This is a genomic window from Bacillus sp. SIMBA_008 (genome assembly GCF_046535495.1).
Classification (GTDB): domain Bacteria; phylum Bacillota; class Bacilli; order Bacillales; family Bacillaceae; genus Bacillus; species Bacillus subtilis.
Window position 1 is genome coordinate 1 of record NZ_JAWRWL010000584.1, and the last position, 266, is coordinate 266.

Consider the following 266-nt stretch of genomic DNA (forward strand, 5'->3'; position numbering starts at 1 on the left):
GATTGCATCCACTCGGAAACCATCAATTCCTTTATCAAGCCACCAATTAACTGTATCGTATAACACTTCGCGAACTTCTTTATTCTCCCAGTTTAAATCTGGTTGTTTACGCGAGAATAAGTGTAAATAATATTGTCCTGTTACTTCATCATATTCCCATGCCGAACCGTTAAAAATACTTTCCCAGTTGTTTGGTTCCGCACCATCTTTACCATCATGCCAAATATACCAATCACGCTTCGGATTGTCTTTAGATGAACGTGACT

At 38.7% G+C, this 266-nt stretch carries 1 protein-coding gene; it reads right to left on the reverse strand.

The features are described from left to right. On the reverse strand, nucleotides 1-266 hold a 266-nt coding region (locus tag SB658_RS24540), incomplete at both ends, for an alpha-amylase family glycosyl hydrolase (protein ID WP_410602991.1).